Raw genomic sequence first — 18,919 nt, 5'->3', positions numbered from 1 at the left:
GGCTCCGGCGGCCGAGCCGGAGCGGCTGCGCAAGCTCGCCGAGGCCGCCTTCGCCCAGTCCAAGGCCGCCCCCGCCCCGCGCAAGGTCGCCAATGGCCGCGCCCAGGACGCAGGCTGGGAAGAGTTCTGAGGCGGGAAGGCCCGCCCGACACGACACGACCCGGCGCCCCGAAAGGGCGCCGTTTTTCGTCGATCTCGAATTTTCTGGGCGGCGGCACCTTGCGCCGAGCCGGTATCGACCTATCTCTGCGACAGGCGCCGGGACTTCATGCCCCTTCAAGACGCCGACATCGCAAACAGATTCGTGACGACCGTCGTGCCGCCTTCCTCGGAATCGGCAGATGCTTCGCCGCTTGCTGACAGGTCCCGACGGGGATGTCTGCGACAAGCGGTTTCAGCCGTCACCAGAACAGGGAGACGAAAACCATGCCATTCAGCCAGGTTCTTCAGACTCTCGGCCAGCTCGCCTCCGGCTTTACGCAAGCCAGCCGCCCCACCCGCCTGCTCGAGATCGATCTCGAGGACAGGGGCGGCCCAACCCCCTTCGAGCAGGCCGCCATCGGGACGTGGAAAACCGAGGACGGGTCGATTCTGATCGATCTGCGGCCGGACGGGCAGTTCCACAAGGCCAAACCGGCTGCCGGCGCCCAGCATCGCGGCCGCTATGCGGTCGATCGCTCGAAGCTCTATTTCGAGGGCGAGACCGGATGGGTCGCGCTGGGCAAGCTCAAGCGCGGTACGCTCAGCATCGGCGAGAAGCACTTCCGCAAAGCGTAACGCGACGCCAAACAAGCTACAAAAGGGCCGTGCCTTCGCGAGAAGGCACGGCCCTTTCTTTTTCGGAGTCGTTCGCAGCGCCGGTTAGTAGCCGACCGTGAAGCGGCGGCGGCTATGAGCGGGCTTTTCCAGTTCATCGACGAGTGCGATGGCGTAGTCCTCCGCCGAGATCGCGCTGTTGCCCTTGCCGTCGACCAGGAGCAGGTCGGTGCCGAGCCGGAACTTGCCGGTGCGCTCACCCGGCTGGATCAGCGCCGAAGGCGAGAGGAAGGTCCAGTCCAGGCCCTGCTCCAGCTTCAGCAGATCGAGGAAGACGCCACCTTTCTTCGCCTCGTCGAGATAGGCGGCCGGAAATTCCGGCGTATCGAAGAGCTTGACGCCCGGCGCCACTTCGAGGCTGCCGGCCCCGCCGACGACGAGATAACGCTTCACGCCCGATTGCTTCACGGCCGCGAGCAGGAGCTCCGGATCGCTGGCGGTGAAATGGACGGCGCTGATCACCGCGTCATGGCCGGCAAGGAGCTTCGCCAGCCCGTCCTTGTCGAAGATATCCCCCTTGACGGCAGTGACGCCGGGCGAGGCCGCGACCTTCTCCGGATTGCGGACAATGGCGGTGACGGCGTGGCCGCGCGACGACAGCTCAGCGAGCAGGCGCGAGCCGATAAATCCGCTGGCGCCGATCAGTGCGACTTTCATGACAGAGGCTCCTTGTTATGGTATCTGGTAGATACCTGCACTCCAATGGAACCTATCTGGTCATGCCGCGCTGCCCCGTAAAGTAGGCACTTTCGCGCGACATGGTCACCTCTCGGAAACCGCCATGCTCAGACGTCCCGACCCTTTCCAGGCGCTTTGCCCGACGCGGCGCGTGCTCGACCGCATCGGCGACACCTGGGCCGTGCTGATCCTGATCGCGCTCGACGACGGCACGCTGCGCTTCAACGAACTCAGGCGCCGGATCGAGAACATCTCGCAGAAGATGCTGTCGCAGACGCTGAAGAGCCTCGAACGCGACGGGTTGGTCCGGCGCGAGGTCTTTCCGACCGTGCCGGTCACCGTCGAGTATTCGTTGACCGAGCTCGGACGCACGCTGTCGCAGACGGTGCATCAGCTCACCCTCTGGGCGGAAGCCCATATCGGCGAGGTCGAGGAAGCGCAGCGACGCTATGACCGCGGCTTGCCGCCGTCGGCAAGCGTTCGCATTCCGGTCCCGCTCACCCCCCGGTAAGCGACTTGCCCGCCGTGAAGAAGCCGCTCCAGAGATCGGGCGGCAACGCGCCATCGAGGATGTCGCGGGCCTTGAAGGCATCAGGCTCCAGGCGGGAAATGTCACCCCACGCCACCGGCATCGCCAGTGTCGCGCCCGGCCGGGCGCGGGTCGAATAGGGGGCGATCGCGGTCGCACCGCGGCCATTGCGGAGATAGTCGATGAAGATGCGGCCACGCCGCGCCTTCTTCGACAGAGTCGCGGTGTAGAGCTTCGGCTCGGCCTGCTCCATCGCCTTTGCGAAATCGCGGGCGAAACCCCTGACGCGTTCCCAATCCGCTTTCGGCTTCAACGGCAACACGACATGAAAACCCTTGCCGCCGGAGACCTTCAGCAAGCTTTCGAAGCCGAGTTCGTCGAGATGGCGGCGGATCGTCAGCGCCGCCTCCCGCACGCGCTCGATCGGCACGCCCGTGTCGGGATCGAGATCGAAGATGATCTGGTCCGGGGTCTCGATAGCGTCCATGGTCGCACCCCAGACATGGATCTCGACCGTGCCGAGCTGGACGAGAGCGGCGAGCCCATCGAAATCCTCGATGTAGATCAGCTCCTCCCCGTCGGAATCCTGGCGGCGTTTGACGGCCTCGTGCAGGCCCGGGCCTGCGTGTTTCTGGAAGAAACGGGAGCCTTCGATGCCGTTCGGCGCGCGCACGAGGCTGAGCGGACGGCCCACGACGAAGCGCTGCATCAGCGGCCAGATTTTCGCGTAATAGGCGAGCAAATCCTGCTTGGTGAAGCCGATATCCGGCCAGAGCGGCTTGTCCGGGCTCGACAGTTTCACGACGGTCTGCACCGGCGCCGCCTTTTTGGAAGAAGCTGGTGCGGCCTTGCTGCCTCTCGTCTTCTCCGGGACCGGTTCGGCCGGCATCTCGGCGACGATCTCCTCGGCCGGCTTGTCCTCGCGCAGCCCCAGGAACGAGGCGTGGCGCAAGGTCTTCGAAGCCGTCCAGGCGCGGAACTCGACCTCTGCAACCAACTCGGGCTTCACCCAGACGACGCCGCGCTCGCGGCCCGCGGCGCCCTTGAAAGGCGAGCTGTCGGTCGCGATCGCATCGAGCCTGGCCTTCAGCGCGGCGGCCGACTTCGCGGTGAAGCCGGTGCCGACGCGACCCGCGGGCTTCAGCTCGCCATCCTCATAATAGCCTGCGACGATCGAACCGAGATTGCGCGGGGAGGCCTGCGACGGGGCATAACCGGCGATCACGAATTCCTGGCGCTGCGTGCATTTCGACTTGATCCAGTCGCGGCCGCGCCCGCTGCGATAGGGCGCATCCGCCCGTTTCGAGATCACGCCTTCGAGCCCCATGCGGCAGGCATGGTTCAGCATGGTCTGGCCGGGCTCGACGAAATGCTCGCTGTAGCGCAGCGGCCCATCGGCCGGGCTGCCCTCCAGGAGGTGCTGTAGCCTTTCCTTGCGCGCGAGCAGCGGCTCGTCGCGCAGATCCTCGCCATCCAGATGGATGAGATCGAAGGCGAAGTAAGCGAGGCCGCCGGTCTTTCCTTCCGAGAGCGCCTGCTGCAGGGCAGAGAAGGACGAGATGCCGTTGGAGCCGAGCGCAACGACCTCGCCGTCGATCAGCGCGGTCTCGCAGGGCAGGCCGGCCAGCGCCGCGACAAGGCTCCTGCCGAAGCGGGCCGTCCAGTCGAGGCCCGAGCGCGTGAGCAGCTTGACGTCGCCGTGGTCGATGCGGGCTTCCAGCCGGTAGCCGTCGAACTTGACCTCGTGCAGCCAGCTTTCGCCGGTCGGCGGCTTCTCCTGCAAGGTCGCGAGGCAGGGCTCGACGAAGGGCGGGAGATCCTCTTCGTCTCTCCGCCGCCTTGCCTTTCGGACGGGCTTCGCCGCAGCGGCCGCCTGCTTTGCAGGCTTGGTCGTGTCCCAGACGGCGCCTCTGTCGGCGTCGGCGCCGATCTGCTCGACCGAGAGGCCCGATTTCACCGAATTCGGCTCGGTCTCGAGGATATCCGCGTCGGTGCGGGCGAATTCGTCCTCCGACTTGATCAGCAGCCAATTGTCGCGCTTCTCGCCACGCCGGGGCTTCAGCCGCACGAGATGCCAGCGCCCCCGCAGCTTGTGGCCCTCCAGCGCGAAGGCGAGGTGGCCCTTCTTCATGCCGGCCGCCGGATCCCCCTCCGGAATCCATTGGCCCTCGTCCCAGACGATAACCGAGCCGCCCCCGTACTGGCCGGCCGGAATCGTGCCCTCGAAGCCGCCATATTCGAGCGGGTGATCCTCGACGTGAACAGCCAGACGCTTCTCGGCCGGGTCGAGGCTCGGGCCGCGCGTCACCGCCCAGGACCAGAGCGCGCCGCCATGCTCGAGCCTGAAATCATAGTGCAGGCGCCGGGCTGCGTGCTTCTGGACGACGAAGGCGCCGCCCTGCGCGGCAGATTTCTTGCCCGTCTTCGCAGCGCCTTTCGGCTCCCGGGTGCGAGAGAAGTCGCGCTTGGAACGATAGAGATCGAGCGTGGACATCAGTCCTCCTCGGAGTCCGCCTGAACTGCGCAGCCCTCGTCCGGCGGAGCTGCCGCAGGCTGCATCTCGACGGACGCTCCAGATGCTTCGCGAGCTTCCTGAAATATCTTTCGAGATGCCGTTCCGGCGGAATGGCATCGCGAAAGACGACGGCTCGTTGAAGTCCCAATCAGATGTCTCGCGCCCTCGCCCATCATGGTGCTCAGGCTCTCTTGCGCGTCTTGCCCGCGGAGCCCTTGACCGCAGGCTTGGCCGCCTTCGCGGATTTGGAACCTGATGCCGGCGCGCCTTTGCTCCCGCCTTCGCCCGCAAGGCTCTTCTTCAGCGCATCGAAGAGGTTGACGACATTGGCGGGTCGTTCAGCCGCCCGCACGACCGGTGGCTTGCGGCCCTTGCGCTTGGCCTCGATCAGTTCGAGCAGCGCGTCCTCGTAGCGATCCTCGAAGCCGGAGGGGTCGAAGGCCGCCTCCTTCTTCTCGATGATATGGGTGGCGAGGTCGATCAGCTCGGGGTCGCTCTTCTGCTTGCCCAGCCCCTCGAAGATCTCGGCGGGCTTCCGGACCGTCTTGTCGTAGCGCAGCGTCGTCAACAGCAGGCCCTTGTCGAAGGGTTCGATCATCACCGGCCGCTCGCGGCGATAGAGCACGATGCGGGCGATGCCTGCCTTCTTCTGCTTCGCCATCGCCTCGCGAATCACGGCAAAGGCCTCCTCCGAGACCTCGTCGGCCGGCGTGACGTAGTAGGGTGTATCGAAATAGATCTGCGGAATGCCGGCGCGATCGACGAAACTCTCGATCGACAGCGTATGCGAGGATTCGATCTGGACCGCGTCGATCTCGTCCTCCTCGATCAGCAGATACTCGTCGTCCCCGACCTCGTAGCCCTTGACCTCGTCGTCGTTAGCGACCGGCTTGCCGGTGACGCTGTCGATATATTGCCGCCGCACCGTGTTGCCGGTCTTGCGGTTGATGATGCGGAAGGAGACCTTCTCGCTCTGGCTGGTGGCGCCGGTGAGCTCGACCGCGCAGGAGACGAGTGAGAGCTTGAGATAGCCCTTCCATGCAGGACGCGGCGCCATCAGACGACCTCCCCCGCGATCGGCCTGATCCCCGCGCCATGATGCCTGATGCAAACGCGCATGACACGACCCCGCGGTCTGGAATGACGATAGCGAGTCAAACCGGCGTCCGGCGCTCCTGTTCCGCACGGCGCTGGCGTTTCCGTCGATTTCGTGTATATGCCCCGCATCCGGCCCGAAAAAGCCGGCTGCGCGACCCCTCCGCGATGAGGCGGCTCGCGGATTTCGGACCTCGCTGGACGACATCCCGGCCTGGCCCGCCAGATCAACCCGAACAGAGGATATCCCGATGTCGATCACTGCCGAGCGCAAGACCGCCCTGCTTCAGGAATACGCCACCAAGCCGAACGACACCGGCTCGCCGGAAGTGCAGGTCGCGATCCTGACCGAGCGCATCAACAATCTGACCGGCCACTTCAAGTCGCACGCGAAGGACAACCACTCCCGCCGCGGCCTGCTCAAGCTGGTCTCGCAGCGCCGTTCGCTGCTCGACTACCTCAAGGGCAAGGAAGAAGCCCGCTACAAGACGCTGATCGAGCGGCTCGGCATCCGCCGCTGATCGAAGGCTGAAAACCGTTTCCGCCCGGTGCGCCATGCTCCGGGCGGCTCCTTTTCAGGTGAAGCCGCCATGGGCGGCACGCCTGCCTGCCGCGGCGGCCGCATGGGGCGGCCCTCCCGCGTGACCCGCCGGGCGCCGCAGACGTCCATGGCAGGATCGCCGAGCGCTCGGGCGCACAGCCTTTCCCACCCGAGTGTTCCGCCGTCTTGCCCATGGGCCTGAAGGCACCGGACGGGTCGAACCCGACCGAAAGACGAAACACATGTTCGACATCCAAACCGAAGAACTGATCTGGGGCGGCCGCAAGCTCGTCCTCGAAACCGGCAAGGTCGCCCGCCAGGCCGACGGCGCCGTGATGGCCACCTATGGCGAGACCGTCGTGCTCGCGACCGTCGTCTCGGCCAAGGAGCCGAAGCCCGGCTTCGACTTCTTCCCGCTGACCGTCAACTATCAGGAAAAGACCTTCGCGGCCGGCCGCATCCCCGGCGGCTACTTCAAGCGCGAAGGGCGCCCGAGCGAGAAGGAGACGCTGGTCTCCCGCCTGATCGACCGGCCGATCCGCCCGCTCTTCGTCCAGGGCTACAAGAACGACACGCAGGTCGTCGTCACCGTTCTGCAGCATGACCTGGAGAACGATCCCGACATCCTCGCGATGGTCGCCACCTCGGCAGCGCTCACCCTTTCCGGCGTGCCCTTCATGGGCCCGATCGGCGGCGCCCGCGTCGGCTATATCGACGGCGCCTACAAGCTGAACCCGACCATCGAAGAGATGAAGGAATCGGCTCTCGACCTCGTCGTCGCCGGCACACAGGACGCCGTGATGATGGTCGAGTCCGAGGCTAAGGAGCTGACCGAGGAGGTCATGCTTGGCGCCGTGATGTTCGGCCACAAGCACTTCCAGCCGGTGATCGATGCCATCATCCGCCTGGCCGAGAAGGCCGCCAAGGAGCCGCGCGACTTCAGCCCGCCGGATGATTCCGCCATTCTCGACGCGATCATGAAGGTCGGCGAAGCCGAGCTGCGCGCCGCCTACAAGATCACCGCCAAGGCCGAACGCTACAAGGCGGTCGACGCCGTCAAGGCCAAGGTCGTCGCTGCGCTGGTCTCCGATACGCCGGACGGCGTCGCCACCTTCCCGAAGGACAAGGTCGGCGCGCAGTTCAAGGAAGCCCAGGCCAAGATCGTGCGCTGGAACATCCTCGATGACGGCATCCGCATCGACGGCCGCGACGGCAAGACCGTGCGTCCGATCGTGGCGGAAGCCGGCGTCCTGCCGCGCACCCACGGCTCGGCGCTGTTCACACGCGGCGAGACGCAGGCGCTGGTCGTGACCACGCTCGGCACCGGCGACGACGAGCAGTTCATCGACTCGCTGGAAGGCACCTACAAGGAGACCTTCCTGCTGCACTACAACTTCCCTCCCTACTCCGTCGGAGAGACCGGCCGCATGGGTTCGCCCGGCCGCCGCGAGATCGGCCATGGCAAGCTCGCCTGGCGCGCCATCCACCCGATGCTGCCGGGCAAGGGCGAGTTCCCCTACACGCTGCGCGTCGTCTCGGAGATCACCGAGTCGAACGGCTCCTCCTCGATGGCCACCGTCTGCGGCACCTCGCTGGCGCTGATGGATGCCGGCGTGCCGCTGAAGGCACCGGTCGCGGGCATCGCGATGGGCCTCATCCTGGAAGGCAAGCGCTTCGCCGTGCTCTCCGACATCCTCGGTGACGAGGATCATCTCGGCGACATGGACTTCAAGGTCGCCGGCACGGGCGAGGGCATCACCTCGCTGCAGATGGACATCAAGATCGCCGGCATCACCGAGGAGATCATGAAGGTCGCCCTCGAGCAGGCCAAGGGCGGACGCGAGCACATCCTCGGCGAGATGAGCAAGGCCCTCTCGGCCTCGCGCAGCCAGCTCGGCGAGTTCGCGCCGCGCATCGAGACGATGAAGATCCCGGTCGACAAGATCCGTGAAGTCATCGGCTCCGGCGGCAAGGTCATCCGCGAGATCGTCGAGAAGACCGGCGCCAAGGTGAACATCGAGGATGACGGCACCATCAAGATCGCCTCGGCCGACGGCAAGTCGATCGAAGCCGCGATCAAGTGGATCAAGTCGATCGTCTCGGAAGCCGAAGTCGGCATGATCTATGACGGCACGGTCGTGAAGATCATGGAGTTCGGCGCCTTCGTGAACTTCTTCGGCGCCAAGGACGGCCTCGTCCACATCTCCGAACTCGCCCCGCGCCGCGTCCAGAAGGTGCAGGACGTCGTCAAGGAAGGCGACAAGGTCAAGGTGAAGTTCCTCGGCATGGACGAGCGCGGCAAGATCCGCCTCTCGATGAAGGTCGTCGACCAGGAAACCGGCGAGGACATCACCGAGAAGCTCAAGGCCGAGCGCGACGCCGAGAAGGCTCGCGAGAAGCAGCAGGCCGAGTAAGCCGACGCATCACGCGATTCACGTGAAACGAGACGCCCCGCATCTTCCGATGCGGGGCGTTTTGCTTTGGCCCGGAGAGAACTGCCGTCATGCTCGGGCTTGACCCGAGCATCTCAGGCCGAGGGATGCTCCCGCGCTGCCTCGTCCTGAGATTCTCGGGTCGCCGCTACGCGGCGCCCGAGAATGACGGCCTGTCTCCGAGGAGGTGACGCGCCGCCGTCAATAGTCTAGACATACGCCGATCCATGGAGACCGGCATGTCCGACCACCGCATCGCCTCGCTCGACGATCTCGCTCGCGCCTATCCCAATCCGCTCGCGCCGGCCTCGGTCTTCAAGGAGATCGATCATGTCGACGACAATTATGCAGCGCTGATCGCCGCCTCGCCGTTTTTCGTGCTCGCGACGGTCGGTCCGGAAGGGCTGGATTGTTCACCGCGCGGGGATCTGCCGGGCTTTGTCACGGTCAGGGACGCCAAAACACTCCTCATTCCCGACAGAAAAGGCAATAACCGGCTGGATTCGTTGAAGAATATCCTGTTCGACGATCGAATCGGAATGCTCTTCCTGATCCCCGGTTACGGCGAGACACTGCGCGTGAACGGACGCGCCGAGCTATCCTGCGATCCTGAGTTGTGCGCCGGGTTCGAGATGGCCGGGAAGCTACCGGCGAGCGTGATGATCGTCCATGTCGAGTCCGTCTACTTCCAGTGCTCGCGCGCGGTGGTGCGGGCAGAGCTCTGGAACCCGGAGCGGCAGGTCGACAAGCGGACTCTGCCCTCGCCCGGCACGATCCTGCGCGACATCACCGCGCGCAACGCCGCCGTCGAGACCTTCGACGGCGGGGCTTACGACGCGGCGCTGCCGGCGCGGGTCAAGGCAACGCTGTATTGAGGGGCCGCAGCTTTTCTTTTCCCCTCCGGGGAGAAGGCGGCAGGGCGAAGTCGCAGGGCTGAGGGCAGAGCCTCAGCCGAAAACAGGAAAGGGCCGCATTCGCGACCCTTCCCTCATCCGTCTGGTCCGCAGACACCTTCTGCCCGGAGGGGAGAAGGAAAAGCTCACAACAGCCCTTCGTTCCCCGCCAGCGTCTTCAGGCCGACATCCGGCCGGGCACCGATATGGGAAATGATCTCGGCCGCCGCCAGAGCGCCAAGGCGCAGGCAGTCGCGGGTCTCGCGGCCCGAGGTCAGGCCGAACAGGAAACCGGCGGCAAAGAGATCGCCGGCGCCGGTCGCATCGACAACGCGATCAACGGGGAAAACCGGCTCCTCGATGATTCCCTCCGGCGTCAGGGCCAGCGCGCCCTTCTCGGAGCGGGTCACGACCGCGAGGATGTTCTCAGAGCGCAGCCAGGACAGGGCCGTGTCGAAATCCCCGGTCTCGTAGAGGCTCTTGAGCTCGTGCTCATTGGCAAAGACGAGATCGACCATGCGGTTGCGGATCAGGCCGATGAATTCGTCGCGATAGCGGTCGACGCAGAAGGAATCGGACAGGGTGATGGCGACGCGGCCGCCTGCCCTGTGCGCGACCTCGGAAGCCTTGCGGAAGGCCTCCTTCGCCGCCGGCGGGTCCCAGAGATAGCCTTCGAGGTAGATGATGTCGGCGTTCTCGACGGCCTTCTCGTCGACATCGGCGACGGAGAGACCCTGGCAGGCACCGAGATAGGTGTTCATCGTGCGCTCGCCATCGGGGGTGACGATGATGAAGGAGCGCGCGGTAGCCGGGCCGTCAGCAGCCGCAGCCGTATCGAAGGCGACGCCGAGCGAGGTCAGGTCATGGCGGTAGAGCTTGCCGAGCTCGTCGGCCTTGACCTTGCCGATGAAGGCGCCCTTGCCGCCGAAGGAAGCGAGGCCGGCGATGGTGTTTGCAGCCGAGCCGCCGGAGATGATGCGCGCCGGACCCATCGCCGCATAGAGCGATTCCGCACGGTTCTCGTCGATCAGCATCATCGCGCCCTTGGTCAGCTTCTGCGCGGCGAGGAAATCCTCCTCGGCCGAAGCCAGGACATCGACGATGGCGTTGCCGAGGGCGAGGACGTCCGTGCGGGTCTTGGTCATGAGCTGTCTTGTCCGGAATTGCGCGGCCGAAGTGCCGGAAAGGAAGGTTTCGGCGTGTCGCATCCGCACGCGGCGGGGTCAAGCCGCCTCGCTCAACCCTTATCCCCGCGCGTGGCGGCTTCGTCGAGGACCGCCGCCAGGCGACGCAGATCCTCGCCGTCGAGTTCGGCGATCTCGCGGGCAAGACGGTTGGCGAAGAGCGTCGCCTCGGGATCGAGGCCTGCCGTGTCGACGGTGACTCGCGGATGCGAGAGATCGGCGAGGCGGACGAGTTCATCGGCCTCGTCCCAGATGATGCCGAGCAGATGGATCGCGCCCTGGATCAGGGTAAAGGTCGGCCGCCCGCGCTTGCCGTGCTCCAGCGCAGAAAGATAGGCCGGCGTCACGCCGAGCCCCTCGGCCATCTGGGCGAGCGTGAGGCCGCGCCGGTCCCGAAGCTCCCGCACACGCCGCCCGAAGGGCGTCACGGGCCGTGCTCCCTGAGCCGCCTCAGGCGCACGTAGAGGGCACCGGAACCGCCGTGGCGTTGCTCAGCCTCTTCGAAGCCCAGCACCAGCGGGCGCAGCTCCGAAAGCCTGAGCCAATGCGGCACCATGCGCCGCAGCACTCCCCGTTCATCGCCGAACAGGGTGGGCGCCGGACCGCCCTTTCCCGTGACGACAAGGGCGAGGCGGGTGCCGCGGGCCTGTTCGCGACGCAGAAAGCCGTGCAGGGCCAGATGCGCCTCGTCCTGGCGCATGCCGTGCAAATCGATCGAGGCCTCGATCTCCTGCCGGCCACGCCGCAGCTGCGTGCGCAGCCGGCGCTCGATCGGCGCGAGCGGCGGCGCGGCCGGCGGAACCGTTCTGGCCGAAGCCACGGCCGCGACGACAAGAACGGACGTCTCGGTTGAAGCAGGCGCTGCGGGCGGCGGAGCGGGCTCGGGCTCGATCGGTGCCCGGCCAGGCAGCGGCTTGACCGAGCGCGCCACCTGTCGCCAGAGCGCGATATCGACCTCCGTCAGCGTCTTACCCCGGCGCGAACGCATCTTAGCGGGGCCAGAGCACGGTGAAGGAAACGGGATGGCGGATCAGTCCGGCGCGATGGCCGGCTGCCGGGCCCGAGCCGACGAAGAGATCCATTCGGGCGGGGCCGAGGATGGCCGAGCCGGTGTCCTGCGCGATCATAAGCCGGGCGAGGTGCTCATCGCCGCCGGTCCCGCCGGGGATCGTCGTATCGATCCAGACCGGCAGACCATAGGGCCAGGCAGTGCGATCGATGGCGATGCTGCGCAGCGGCGTCAGCGGCAGACCAGCGCCCCCGATCGGCCCGCTCTCCGCCGGAAGATCGTCGCGGCGGGCGAAGAAGACGAAGGACTTGTTCAGCCGGATGAGGTCGCGGGCGAAAGCAGGATCGGCCTTCAGCCTGGCGACGAGCCGGTCCATCGTCATCTGCTCGGGCGGGATGCCTTCGCGCTGGCTGAGCACGCGGCCGAGCGAGGTGTATGGGTGGCCGTTGCGGCCAGAATAGGTCAGCCGCGTGACCGAGCCATCGGGCAGGCGCACGCGGCCAGAGCCCTGTACCTGCAGCACGAAGCGATCGACCGGATCACGCAGCCAGAGAATCTCCAGACCCTGCCCGTCGAGCGCACCGGTCTCGATCGCCGTACGGTCCGGAAAGGGTTCGAGCCCACTTGCGGTGCGGCGCGCGGCGGAGAATGTCTTGTCCACGCCCGGCCAGTCATCCTCCGGGAAGCGCGTCACCAGATCCTTCGGCCGGTCATAGAGCGGCGTCGGGAAGGCTTCGGAGCGTGACAGCGCGCCTTCGAACTCGGGCTCGAAATAGCCGGTGGTGAAACCAGTGTCGGCATTCGCCGGCCGGATCCGCCAGAAGTCGAAATTCCGTTCGAAAAAGCCACGTGCCTCGTTCCGACCGACCTCGCCTTTGGCGGCCAGTGCCTTCGCCTTGTCGCAGGCGTCGGCGAGGATATCGGGCAGCGGCACGGCCTGGCGCAGCGGCGGATCAGCCATGCAGCCGCGCGCAAAGATGGCGAAGGCCCGGGCGTGATCATCCCGGGCCCAACCATCGATCTCATGCGGGGCGCGTTGCTCGGCCCGGGCGCCGTCCGGTAACGGAAAGGGGGCAGCCATGGCGGTCACAGACGCGAGCCCGACCGCCGCCGAAAGCGCCAGCGCGACCCCGGCGCCACGGCTCACGCAGCCGATTCGGTGGCGACCAGAATCCAGTTCGGATCGCGGCTGCCGAGCTGGCGCGAGAAGGTCCAGATGTCGTTGACCTCGGAGACCTGATCGGCGCTGCCATCAACGACATTGCCCTGCGCGTCGCGGGTGACGCTGATCAGCTGCGAGATGAAGCCGATGGTCACCTGGGCGGTCTTGCCCTTGACCTCGACGGCCGCGAGATCGGCCTTGTCGATCGAGACGAAATTCGATTCCGCCTTCTCGCCGCGCTTCTCGCGCTCGGTGATCGCCTGCTCGAAGCCCTCATAGACGTCCTTGGCAAGAAGGCCTTTCAGCATCTTGCGGTCGCCGCGCGCGAAAGCCGTGACGATCGCCTCATAGGCGGCCTTGGCGCCGGCGACGAAGCCGTGCGGATCGAAACTCGGCTCCTGACGGATGATCGCCTCGATGCCGGCGCTGACCGGCGAATCCGCAGGAGCGAGATCCTTCCAGCGCTCGGCCTCCGGCTGCTCCGCGGCGCCGGGATCGTTGGCCGCGCCCGGCAGCCTGATCACGTTGTCGCGCTTCTCCGGAGCTTGCGCCTGGTCCGGCCGCATCGGCGGGGTCTCGCGACGGGCGAACGGGTCCTTGGGCTGCTCGCTGCCGGTCTTCTGGCCAAGCACGGAGCGCAGCTTCCAGGCGACGAAAACGGCCAGAGCCAAGAAGACCAAAGTCGTCATGTCGAAGGAATTTTGCATCGAAGGCTGACCCGCGGCTCCCGTCATAGCTTGCAGCCTTTCCGCGTAGCCGCGGCAGGCCCTAGCCGTCATATGGTAAGACAGGCTCGTAACATCCACCCCCCACCTTGTGAAGGCGACTTCTTGTGCCAATCCGGCGTCCATGATAGCCGACGCGCGCGTCGCTCCGGAATATGGGGCGCAGTCCCGAACGCCGGCAATGGCGCGGGATTTCCCGAGACAGCCTGCCAGAACAAGATGGGACCGATGGCCAACGAACTCCCCAACGGAAATGGCACGGATGCTGCGAACGCCGCTCCGAGCCTCAACGCGCTAATCCAGTACACGAAGGATTTCTCCTTCGAGAACCCGAAGGCGCCGCGCTCGCTCGCCCAGCAGGAGGCCCAGCAGGGCCCGCAGATGTCGCTGCAGGTCAATGTCGGCAGCACCGCGCTCGGCGACGACGACTATGAAACCGTGCTGCGCCTGGAAGGCAAGGCCGAGCTGAAGGGCGAGACGCTCTTCGCCTTCGACCTGAGCTACGCCGGCGTGTTCCGCCTGCAGAACATCCCGCAGGAACACGTCCACCCCGTGCTGGTGATCGACTGCGCCCGTCTGCTCTTCCCCTTCGCGCGCCAGATCGTCGCGGAAGCCGTGCAGAACGGCGGCTTCCCGCCCTTCTACATCCCGCCGATCGACTTCGCCTCGCTCTATCAGCAGCGCATGCAGGAGCTGCAGGGCCAGCCCGGCGCCGCCGCCAACTGACGGCCGCCCAGGCCACTGCAGAAATCAGGAAAGGGCCCTTCAGGGGCCCTTTTTCGTTTGTTGCAGATAATTGTTGCCCTTGTGGAGCCCGCGACCTCTCTCCATCTCGCGTCAGCAACGGCGGACGCCCCGGCAGGGACGCCCGCCTTTTCCGTATCCGATGGAGACTCGATGGACACCCTTCTGACGCTTGCCGCCGACCCCGCCATATGGGCCGCGCTCGGGGCATTGATCGCCATGGAGGTCGTGCTCGGCATCGACAACCTGATCTTCATCTCGATCCTGACCAACAAGCTGCCCGAGCATCAGCGCTCGAAGGGCCGCAGGATCGGCATCGGTGTGGCGCTGATCCTGCGCCTCGCGCTGCTCAGCACCGTCGCCTTCATCGTCACGCTGACCGCGCCGATCTTCTCGGTCTTCGGACAGGCCTTCTCCTGGCGCGATCTGATCCTCATCGCCGGCGGCCTCTTCCTGGTCTGGAAGGCGACGAAGGAGATCCATCACAAGGTCGATCCCGATCCGGAATCCGTTCTCGCGGAAGGTGGCACCCGGGCGGTGACGCTCAGCTTCGGCAGCGCGATCTTCCAGATCCTGCTGCTCGATCTCGTCTTCTCGATCGATTCGATCATCACTGCCGTCGGCATGACCGAGCATGTGCCGGTTATGGTGATCGCCGTGATCGTCGCCGTGCTGACGATGCTGCTCGCCGCCGACCCGCTGGCGCGCTTCATCGACAAGAACCCGACCATCGTGATGCTGGCGCTCGGCTTCCTGCTGATGATCGGCGGCACGCTGATCGCAGAGGGCTTCGGCGTGCATGTGTCGAAGGGCTACATCTACGCGGCGATGGCCTTCTCGGCCCTGATCGAAGCGCTCAACATGCTCTCGCGCCGCAAGACGCGGAAGAGTGCCCGGGGCTAAGGGCGAAAGGATGGACGATGCGGTCTACTGCGCCGCGTCGTCCGTGATGCCGAGATAGCCCTTCCAGAGCGGGGCCTTCAACGATCCCAGGATAAAGGCCTCATGCGCCTTGATGGCGGCTTCGTCGAGGCGTGGCGCGAGCGGGCGTTGGCGCTGCGGCTTCTCGGCTGCGACCATGGCGAGTCCCCCGCGACCCGCCACTCCCTCGACGCCGAGGCCGAGCGAGGTCTGCTTGCCACCGATCAGCTCGATATAGACCTCGGCGAGGATCTCGGAGTCGAGCAAGGCGCCGTGCTTGGTGCGGCGGCTGTTGTCGATACCGTAGCGGGAGCAGAGCGCGTCGAGGCTGTTGGAGGCGCCGGGATGCTTGCGGCGCGCCATCGACAGGGTATCGACCACCCATGCCTGTTCGATCGGCGGCAAGCCGAGACGCTTGAACTCCATATTGATGAAGCCGACGTCGAAGGCCGCGTTGTGGATCACCAGCTTCGCGCCGGCGATGAACTCCGCGAACTCCTGGGCGACCGCAGCGAAGACGGGCTTGTCCGAGAGGAAATCTTCCGAGAGGCCGTGGACGTTGAACGCCTCGACCGGCATCGAGCGCTCGGGGTTGATGTAGACGTGATAGGTGCGGCCGCTCGGGCAATGATTGACCAGCTCGACGCAGCCGATCTCGACGATGCGATCGCCGTTGTTGGCTTCGACGCCGGTGGTTTCGGTATCGAGAACGATCTCGCGCATCGCTTCAGGACCTCGCTGCCGCCAAGCCGCGCCCGGGACGGCCAGCCAGCGCCATCAGGATAGACCCGACCTGCCGCTCCGCGGCCACGAGGCCGCGGGAGGTGTCCACAAGGAAATGGGCGCGGCGACGCTTCTCGGCATCCGGCATCTGTCGCGAAAGGATTGCCTTGAGCTTCTCGGCGTTCATGCCGGGCCGCGCGAGGACGCGTTCGCGCTGAACCTCGGCCGGCGCGGTGACGACGAGAACCGCATCGCAGCGCATCTCCCCGCCGGTTTCGAGTAGTAGCGGCACGTCGATGACCGCGAGCCCCGCCCCCTCGCGACGACAGCGCGCGATGAAAGCTTCCTCCTCCTCGCGCACAAGCGGATGGATGATCGCCTCGAGCCGCTTGAGCGCTTCCGGTTTTCCGAGGACTGCGGCACCGAGCTTCGCGCGGTCGACCACGCCATCGATGACGGTGCCGGGAAAGGCCGCCTCGATCGGTGCGGCAGCGCGGCCGCGATGCAGCCGATGCACGGCGGCATCGGCATCATGCAACGGCACGCCGCGCTGCACGAACAGCCCGGCCGTCGTCGACTTGCCCATTCCGATCGAGCCCGTCAGGCCCAGCACGAAGGTCATGCTCTCTCCGCCGAATCAGGTCTTCAGGATATCGGCTTCGACCAGGGCGCGCAGGGCCGGCGTCACCTCAGGCGTTACGCCGAACCAGCGGGTGAAGCCCGGCACAGCCTGATGCAGCAGCATGCCGAGCCCATCGACCGGGATACCGCCCCGGCGCTCGGCCTCCGCCAGCAGTGCCGTCTTGAGCGGCACATAGACGATGTCATCGACAATGGTGCCGGGCCGCAGACCGGACAGATCGATCTCCAGCGGCGGCTTGCCCTGCATGCCCAAGGCCGTCGTGTTCACGATGAGATCGGCTTGTCCGACCAGCCGGCCGCGTTGATCCCATTCACCGGTCTCGAGCGGCCGCCCCAAGGCTGTGGCCAGCTCTTCCGCGCGCTCGCGGCTGCGATTGACGACGAGGACGCGGTCGACGCCCCGCGACTTCAGCCCGTAGCAGATGCCGCGCGCCGCGCCGCCTGCGCCCAGGACGAGCGCGGTGCCGACACGCTCCTGCCAGCCGGACACCGTGGCATCGAGATGGGCGAGGAAGCCCGGCACGTCGCTGTTGTCTGCCAGTATCCTCCCGCCCTCGTCGCGCCAGAGGGTATTCACGGCGCCCACGGCCCGGCCCGCATCGCTGACCGCGTCGACCAGCGCCATCACCGCTTCCTTGTGCGGCACGGTGACATTACCGCCTGCGAATTCACCGTCGCGCAGGCGCTGGATGAAGGCCGGCAGATCGGGCGGCGAGACATCGACGCGCTCATAGGAACCGGCGATCCGGTATCGGCTGAGCCACTCGCCATGGATCATCGGCGAACGCGAATGAGCGATGGGGTGTCCAACGACGAAACAGCGAGGCGACATAAGATAGTCCGGTCAGCGGGCGAGGCAGCCGAGATCGCGCAAGGCTGCGAGAACGGCAAGCAAAGGCAGGCCCAGAATGGTGAAGTGATTGCCTTCGACGGCATCGAAGAGCTGCGAGCCCAGCCCTTCGAGCTGATAGCCGCCGACGCTGGACAGGGCCGCGGGGCCGACAAGGTCAACATAGAGCCCGATAAAGTCCGTATCGAGAGAGCGCATCGTCATCCGCGCAGTCTCGCGCCCTTCGGCGATCGGCGCGCCATCCCTGGCCAGGACGAAGGCCGAGTGGAGTTCGTGCGTCTTGCCGGCGAGCTCTCCAATCTGCTCGGCGGCGGCGAAGCTATCGACCGGCTTATGAAAGGTGATCCCGTCGCAGGTCAGGGTCTGGTCGGCGGCGAGGACGAGGCGACCCGGCCGGGCGTTCGATATGGCGAGCGCCTTGGCGCAGGCGAGCGCCGCTGCGATCTGGTCCGCCGGAACGTCCTGCTCGACGAGCGGATGCTCGACCGCGCGCTCGTCGATGTCGGGCTTCAGCACCTCGACCGGGATGCCGGCCGCCGCCAGCATGTCGCGGCGGGTCGTGCTCCCGGAGGCGAGGATCAAGGGCTCCGCTTCGAGCCAGAGGCGATCCGATATGATCATGTCGCGATGAACTTCATGCGGTGGTCGCGCAGCAGGTCGACGATCGATGCTGCTGTTTCCTCGATCGAGCGGCGGGTCACATCAATGACCGGCCAGCCCTTGCGGGCGCAGAGCCGGCGCGATTGCGAGACTTCGTCGGCAACGGCCGCTGGATCTACATAGGATGTCTCGTCGTCGGCGCGTAGGGACAGAAGCCGGTTCTGGCGAATCTGAACGATGCGATCCGGGCTGGCGATCAGGCCGACGATCAGCGGCTTCTTGGCGCTCTCCAGTTCCGTGGGCAGCGGGATATTCGGCACGAGCGGAATATTGGCGGTCTTGATGCCGCGATTGGCCAGATAGATGCTCGTCGGCGTCTTCGACGTCCGGCTGATGCCGACCAGGATCACGTCGGCATTGTCGAGATCGCCGCCCATCTGCCCGTCGTCATGGAGCAGGGTGTAGTTCATCGCATCGATGCGGCGGAAGTACTCGGTGTTGAGAACGTGCTGCGCGCCCGGTTTCGTCGCGGAGGCCTGGCCGAGATAGGACTGGAACAGCGACAGGACCGGCTGCAACACCGAAAGGCAGGGACAGCCGAGTTCGCGACAGAAGTTCTCCAGCTTCTCCTGCCATTCCGGCTCGACCAGGGTGTAGAGGACGACGCCGGGCGAGGACTCGATTTCAGCCAGGACGCGGGCAAGCTGCGCCTCCGAGCGCACCAGCGGGTAGACATGCTCGATGGCCGACACGCTCTCATATTGTGCCGCCGCGGCACGGCTGACCGCGATCAGCGTTTCGCCGGTCGCGTCCGAAACCAGATGCAGATGGAAATAGTTGCGGACCACGACGTCCCCCGG

20 protein-coding genes are annotated in these 18,919 nt (G+C 66.1%); 7 read left to right on the top strand and 13 right to left on the bottom strand.

Annotated features, from left to right (window positions below; genetic code table 11):
* Nucleotides 1-426 precede the first annotated feature (426 nt).
* Nucleotides 427-777 carry an Atu4866 domain-containing protein gene (locus tag AB4Z10_RS28935; protein ID WP_441473857.1) on the top strand — a complete coding sequence of 117 codons (351 nt, stop codon included), beginning with the start codon at nt 427-429 and terminating at the stop codon, nt 775-777.
* Nucleotides 778-861: 84 nt separating this feature from the next.
* Here the strand turns inward: AB4Z10_RS28935 and AB4Z10_RS28930 are convergent, their stop codons facing one another.
* Complete coding sequence (locus AB4Z10_RS28930) at nt 862-1,473, bottom strand: NAD(P)-dependent oxidoreductase (RefSeq protein WP_441473856.1); 612 nt, start codon at nt 1,471-1,473, stop codon at nt 862-864.
* Nucleotides 1,474-1,597: 124 nt separating this feature from the next.
* On the opposite strand from AB4Z10_RS28930, the gene AB4Z10_RS28925 reads away from it, so the two are divergent.
* Nucleotides 1,598-2,005, top strand: a complete 408-nt coding sequence (locus AB4Z10_RS28925; protein WP_441473855.1) for a winged helix-turn-helix transcriptional regulator — start codon at nt 1,598-1,600, stop codon at nt 2,003-2,005.
* On the opposite strand, the gene ligD is transcribed toward AB4Z10_RS28925, so the two are convergent.
* Together ligD and ku are read right to left on the bottom strand one after the other, a co-directional pair.
* A complete protein-coding gene (ligD, locus tag AB4Z10_RS28920) occupies nt 1,992-4,517 on the bottom strand; it encodes a DNA ligase D (RefSeq protein WP_441473854.1) in 2,526 nt (841 codons plus the stop codon). The two genes, AB4Z10_RS28925 and ligD, sit on opposite strands and share 14 nt — an antisense overlap.
* 202 nt (nt 4,518-4,719) lie before the next feature.
* Nucleotides 4,720-5,595 carry a non-homologous end joining protein Ku gene (gene ku, locus AB4Z10_RS28915; protein WP_441473853.1) on the bottom strand — a complete coding sequence of 292 codons (876 nt, stop codon included), beginning with the start codon at nt 5,593-5,595 and terminating at the stop codon, nt 4,720-4,722.
* 289 nt (nt 5,596-5,884) lie between these two features.
* On the opposite strand from ku, the gene rpsO reads away from it, so the two are divergent.
* From rpsO to AB4Z10_RS28900, 3 genes are all read left to right on the top strand, one after another.
* Entirely contained in the window at nt 5,885-6,154 is a 270-nt protein-coding gene (gene rpsO, locus AB4Z10_RS28910) for a 30S ribosomal protein S15 (protein WP_149131827.1), read from the top strand.
* Between the two features lie 262 nt (nt 6,155-6,416).
* The gene (gene pnp / locus AB4Z10_RS28905) at nt 6,417-8,588 is read left to right on the top strand and encodes a polyribonucleotide nucleotidyltransferase (RefSeq protein WP_441473852.1); all 2,172 of its coding nucleotides are present in this window, start codon (nt 6,417-6,419) and stop codon (nt 8,586-8,588) included.
* A gap of 257 nt (nt 8,589-8,845) precedes the next feature.
* A complete protein-coding gene (locus tag AB4Z10_RS28900) occupies nt 8,846-9,481 on the top strand; it encodes a pyridoxamine 5'-phosphate oxidase family protein (protein WP_441473851.1) in 636 nt (211 codons plus the stop codon).
* 164 nt (nt 9,482-9,645) lie between these two features.
* On the opposite strand, the gene AB4Z10_RS28895 is transcribed toward AB4Z10_RS28900, so the two are convergent.
* The 5 genes from AB4Z10_RS28895 to AB4Z10_RS28875 all read right to left on the bottom strand — a co-directional run bounded on the left by AB4Z10_RS28895 (nt 9,646) and on the right by AB4Z10_RS28875 (nt 13,561).
* On the bottom strand, nt 9,646-10,644 hold the full coding sequence (locus AB4Z10_RS28895; protein ID WP_441473850.1) for an adenosine kinase: 999 nt from the start codon (nt 10,642-10,644) through the stop codon (nt 9,646-9,648).
* Nucleotides 10,645-10,736: 92 nt separating this feature from the next.
* Complete coding sequence (locus AB4Z10_RS28890; RefSeq protein ID WP_441473849.1) at nt 10,737-11,111, bottom strand: helix-turn-helix domain-containing protein; 375 nt, start codon at nt 11,109-11,111, stop codon at nt 10,737-10,739.
* On the bottom strand, nt 11,108-11,671 hold the full coding sequence (locus AB4Z10_RS28885) for a Smr/MutS family protein (protein WP_441473848.1): 564 nt from the start codon (nt 11,669-11,671) through the stop codon (nt 11,108-11,110). The genes AB4Z10_RS28890 and AB4Z10_RS28885 overlap by 4 nt, the downstream gene beginning before the upstream one ends.
* Before the next feature lies 1 nt (nt 11,672).
* On the bottom strand, nt 11,673-12,839 hold the full coding sequence (mltA, locus tag AB4Z10_RS28880; protein ID WP_441473847.1) for a murein transglycosylase A: 1,167 nt from the start codon (nt 12,837-12,839) through the stop codon (nt 11,673-11,675).
* Entirely contained in the window at nt 12,836-13,561 is a 726-nt protein-coding gene (locus tag AB4Z10_RS28875) for a Tim44/TimA family putative adaptor protein (protein WP_441473846.1), read from the bottom strand. The genes mltA and AB4Z10_RS28875 overlap by 4 nt, the downstream gene beginning before the upstream one ends.
* A 246-nt stretch (nt 13,562-13,807) precedes the next feature.
* On the opposite strand from AB4Z10_RS28875, the gene secB reads away from it, so the two are divergent.
* Together secB and AB4Z10_RS28865 are read left to right on the top strand one after the other, a co-directional pair.
* Nucleotides 13,808-14,305 carry a protein-export chaperone SecB gene (gene secB, locus AB4Z10_RS28870; RefSeq protein ID WP_441473845.1) on the top strand — a complete coding sequence of 166 codons (498 nt, stop codon included), beginning with the start codon at nt 13,808-13,810 and terminating at the stop codon, nt 14,303-14,305.
* Between the two features lie 171 nt (nt 14,306-14,476).
* A complete protein-coding gene (locus AB4Z10_RS28865; RefSeq protein ID WP_441473844.1) occupies nt 14,477-15,226 on the top strand; it encodes a TerC family protein in 750 nt (249 codons plus the stop codon).
* Between the two features lie 24 nt (nt 15,227-15,250).
* On the opposite strand, the gene dnaQ is transcribed toward AB4Z10_RS28865, so the two are convergent.
* From dnaQ to AB4Z10_RS28840, 5 genes are read right to left on the bottom strand one after another with little or no spacing between them, the layout of a single operon-like run.
* Complete coding sequence (dnaQ, locus tag AB4Z10_RS28860; RefSeq protein ID WP_441473843.1) at nt 15,251-15,967, bottom strand: DNA polymerase III subunit epsilon; 717 nt, start codon at nt 15,965-15,967, stop codon at nt 15,251-15,253.
* Nucleotides 15,968-15,971: 4 nt separating this feature from the next.
* Nucleotides 15,972-16,589: a dephospho-CoA kinase gene (coaE, locus tag AB4Z10_RS28855; RefSeq protein WP_441473842.1), complete on the bottom strand. Its 618-nt coding sequence runs from the start codon at nt 16,587-16,589 to the stop codon at nt 15,972-15,974.
* Nucleotides 16,590-16,604: 15 nt separating this feature from the next.
* Nucleotides 16,605-17,441: a shikimate dehydrogenase gene (locus tag AB4Z10_RS28850; protein ID WP_441473841.1), complete on the bottom strand. Its 837-nt coding sequence runs from the start codon at nt 17,439-17,441 to the stop codon at nt 16,605-16,607.
* Nucleotides 17,442-17,453: 12 nt separating this feature from the next.
* Nucleotides 17,454-18,080: a Maf family protein gene (locus AB4Z10_RS28845; RefSeq protein ID WP_441473840.1), complete on the bottom strand. Its 627-nt coding sequence runs from the start codon at nt 18,078-18,080 to the stop codon at nt 17,454-17,456.
* Nucleotides 18,077-18,907 carry a pyruvate, water dikinase regulatory protein gene (locus AB4Z10_RS28840; RefSeq protein WP_441473839.1) on the bottom strand — a complete coding sequence of 277 codons (831 nt, stop codon included), beginning with the start codon at nt 18,905-18,907 and terminating at the stop codon, nt 18,077-18,079. The genes AB4Z10_RS28845 and AB4Z10_RS28840 overlap by 4 nt, the downstream gene beginning before the upstream one ends.
* Between the last annotated feature and the right edge of the window lie 12 nt (nt 18,908-18,919).

The sequence above is a fragment of the Allobosea sp. RAF48 genome (assembly GCF_052114025.1).
Classification (GTDB): domain Bacteria; phylum Pseudomonadota; class Alphaproteobacteria; order Rhizobiales; family Beijerinckiaceae; genus Allobosea.
This window is presented reverse-complemented; position numbering and strand designations above follow the sequence as displayed.